Origin of the sequence: Alteromonas sp. 14N.309.X.WAT.G.H12, from assembly GCF_036697315.1 — a bacterium.
In the GTDB taxonomy this organism is placed as follows: Bacteria; Pseudomonadota; Gammaproteobacteria; order Enterobacterales; family Alteromonadaceae; genus Alteromonas.
On record NZ_JBAHZB010000187.1, the window covers coordinates 1 to 3258 of the forward strand.

Here is a 3258-nt window from a genome sequence, read left to right on the forward strand (position 1 = left end):
CAGGAAGGTATCTAATGCTTCCTCGATATCATACAAGGTATTTTGCATCGCCCAATGCATTAGCGGCGCATCTTCTTGTAATCGGCCTTCTTCATCAAAGCGTTTTAACGTGGCACTGGCAAGGAAAAGCCCACTGAGAATATCCCCTAAACGGGCCGAGAGGCGTTCTTTACGTTTTAGCTCACCGCCAAGCATGCCCATGGAGATGTCGGTTAAAAACGCCAGATTGGCGCTGTAGCCTTGAAGTAATTGATAGTAGCGTGCGGTTTCATCATTAAAGGGCGTGCGGTGAAAAAGGCCACCGGTAAGAGAAAACCAGAAACTGCGCACTTTATTGGCAATAGCGAAGCCAATATGACCAAATACCGCTTCATCGAAGGCATGGAGTTGGGCCTCTTTGTCTTCTAATGCCGCCGCTTTAATTTCCGCTAAAACGTATGGGTGGCAACGCATGGCGCCTTGACCAAAGATCATCATATTACGGGTAAGGATATTCGCGCCTTCCACAGTAATAGAAATGGGCGCACCTTGGTAACCTCGGCCTAAATAGTTATTGGGCCCAAGCATAATGCCTTTGCCGCCGTGGATATCCATGGCGTCGTTAACAACCTGACGCATTTTCTCAGTAAGGTGATATTTGCTTATAGCTGAAATCACAGAGGGCTTTTCGCCTAAATCGACACCTACAGTGGCAAAACGGGTAACTGCATCCATTTGATAGGCATTACCGCCAATACGGGCGAGCATTTCTTCTACCCCTTCCATCTTGCCTACCGGAATGCGAAACTGACGACGAATTCTGGCGTAGGCGCCCGTTGCTAACGCGATGGATTTTGCGCCACCGGCTCCCGTTGAGGGCAAGGTGATGCAGCGACCTACCGATAAACATTCCATGAGCATTCGCCAGCCTTTACCTGCCATCGACGGGCCACCGATGATGTAATCCAGTGGCACAAACAGGTCTTTGGCATGGATGGGGCCATTTTGGAATGGGGTATTTAAAGGAAAATGACGACGGCCAATCTCAATGCCGTCGGTATCCCGGGGAATCAGTGCACAGGTAATACCGAGTTCTTTGGTTTCACCCAATAAGCCGTCTGGATCTTGCAATTTAAATGCTAAGCCAATCACGGTGGCTACCGGAGCTAGGGTGATATAGCGTTTGTTAAAGGTTAAACGCATACCAAGGACTTCTTGGCCTTCCCATTCTCCCTTACACACAATACCTGTATCGGGAATGGCACCGGCATCCGAGCCAGCTTCCGGTCCAGTGAGGGCAAAACAGGGGATTTCCTTGCCTTCGGCTAGACGAGGAAGGTAATAATTCTGCTGTTCTTCGGTACCATAATGCTGCAGTAATTCCCCTGGGCCTAAGGAATTTGGTACCCCAACCGTACTGGATAAAACCGCTGAGCAACCGGCTAATTTTTGCAATACTCTGGATTGGGCATAAGCAGAAAACTCTAAGCCGCCATAGCGTTTTTTGATGATCATGGCGAAAAATTTATGTTCTTTTAAGTAGGCCCAAATTACCGGGGGCAGATCGGCATCTTGATGATTTATCTGCCATTCATCGACCATAGAACACACATGATCCACCGGACCGTCCAGAAAGGCTTGTTCTTCTGCGGTTAACCGGCCTTTGGGGATAGCATGGAGTTTTTCCCAATCAGGTTTACCGCTAAACAGTTCGCCATCCCACCATACGGTGCCAGCATCAATGGCTTCTTGCTCCGTGTCTGACATTTCAGGACTGACTTTCTTGTAGAATCGTAGCAGATGGGTGGTTATGTGTTTACGGCGTATGTTGCCGTTGGCAAGGGGGATCGTTACGATAAGGAAAAGACACCATCCCAACAGGCCTATTTCACCAAAGAGGGTGCCTAGCAGCATCACCCCTGCGAGCAATGACACAGCGCTAGATAAGCTCATACGTTTGTATGCACCAACACAAGCTGCAATAACGAAAATGAGGAACCAGGTTAATTCACCCATACATCACTCCTGAACGGTTTTGAAATATTTTAGGTCGACCCGTTGAGGTCTGACCAGAATAATGTTAACGCTAAATGTTCATTAACAAAAGGTCAAGAAACTAATTAAGGAAATTTACATTTATTCAACCTGCGTCTGCCGTGAAGATGACAACAGACACAGGATATGAAATTTATATTATAAGGTCACGTAGGAAGAAAGCTGAATATCGCCTTGTTCCGAGTCGTCTTTAAACTGCTGTAAACGGACTAATGTGTAAGACAGCGATGGCGCAAACCAAGCGTAGGTTTGGCGGGTATTATTATTACGAATGAGTTTGACTTTAATGGCGTCAATTTTACCAACGGGTAAGGAGAGGGTTTCTTTTCCAATCACCTCAATACCATAATGCTTAAATTCACCGCGGTAATTGATAAAATCGTAGCTTATATCGGTTTCACCGTGGGCTAAACGGTGGCCTAAATCCAGCCGATAAAGCTGATTATCGGTTTCGCCACGCCAAGGTAGAACATCGCCGCCAACAACTTCAATACGCTTTTCAGGTTCATTGATAAACGTTAATTCAAGTTGTTTGTCCGGACCAGTGCCAGTACGTTTGTAATAGTAAGTTTCCGGTACAATGGTACCATCAGCAACGTGGAAAATAGAATGTTCGAAACGTTCATCAGAGAGAAAAAATTTCGATACTTCGGAGGCATAGGTGAGGGAATATTGAGACGTCGAAAGGGGTTCGAGTCGTATTTTTACGTCGCCCACATCATCATCCCACTTATAGGCAGTGTACGTTGCCTCAAACGGGATAAGAAGCAACGTCTCATTGTCAGTTTGAGCACTGACTTTTGCCGAGAGTAAAATAAAAATAGCAACGATAAGGCGTTGCCATTTATTCGTGAGCATAACCTTGTGGCGGTAAAATTTTATCATCAAGTACTGCCTTATTTTCCTTCATAGAAAGTCGTCCCGCAGCAAACCATTTTAGTACTAGGGGATAAATGCGACGTTCTTGTTCCTGCACCCGCTGGGCCAGGTCATCGGCATTATCGCCATCGAAAACCGGTACGCGACTTTGAATAATAACCGGGCCACCGTCTAATTCGGGAGTAACGAAATGGACGCTGACACCATGTTCTTTATCTCCGTTGTCAATGGCCCTTTGATGGGTATGTAAGCCCTTGTACTTAGGCAACAAAGATGGATGAATGTTCAATAATTTTCCCCCATAATGCTCAACAAATTGCGGGGTTAAAATGCGCATAAAACCGG

The 3258-nt window shown here is 46.3% G+C and carries 3 protein-coding genes; all 3 read right to left on the bottom strand.

All coding sequences use genetic code 11. The annotated features are described in order from the left end of the window. Positions 1-1995 (bottom strand): acyl-CoA dehydrogenase (locus V5298_RS20145; RefSeq protein ID WP_332933207.1); only part of this gene is annotated, 1995 nt, incomplete at its 3' end. Between the two features lie 177 nt (positions 1996-2172). Next, positions 2173-2919, bottom strand: a complete 747-nt coding sequence (locus tag V5298_RS20150) for a DUF3108 domain-containing protein (RefSeq protein ID WP_332933208.1) — start codon at positions 2917-2919, stop codon at positions 2173-2175. Then, the coding region (gene purN, locus V5298_RS20155) for a phosphoribosylglycinamide formyltransferase (protein WP_332933209.1) at positions 2879-3258 on the bottom strand (380 nt) is incomplete at its 5' end. The genes V5298_RS20150 and purN, both read right to left, overlap by 41 nt.

Excerpts from the sequence above, each read along its gene's own strand:
- V5298_RS20150 (WP_332933208.1), bottom strand. The coding sequence starts at position 2,919 with ATGATAAAATTTTACCGCCACAAGGTTATGCTCACGAATAAATGGCAA.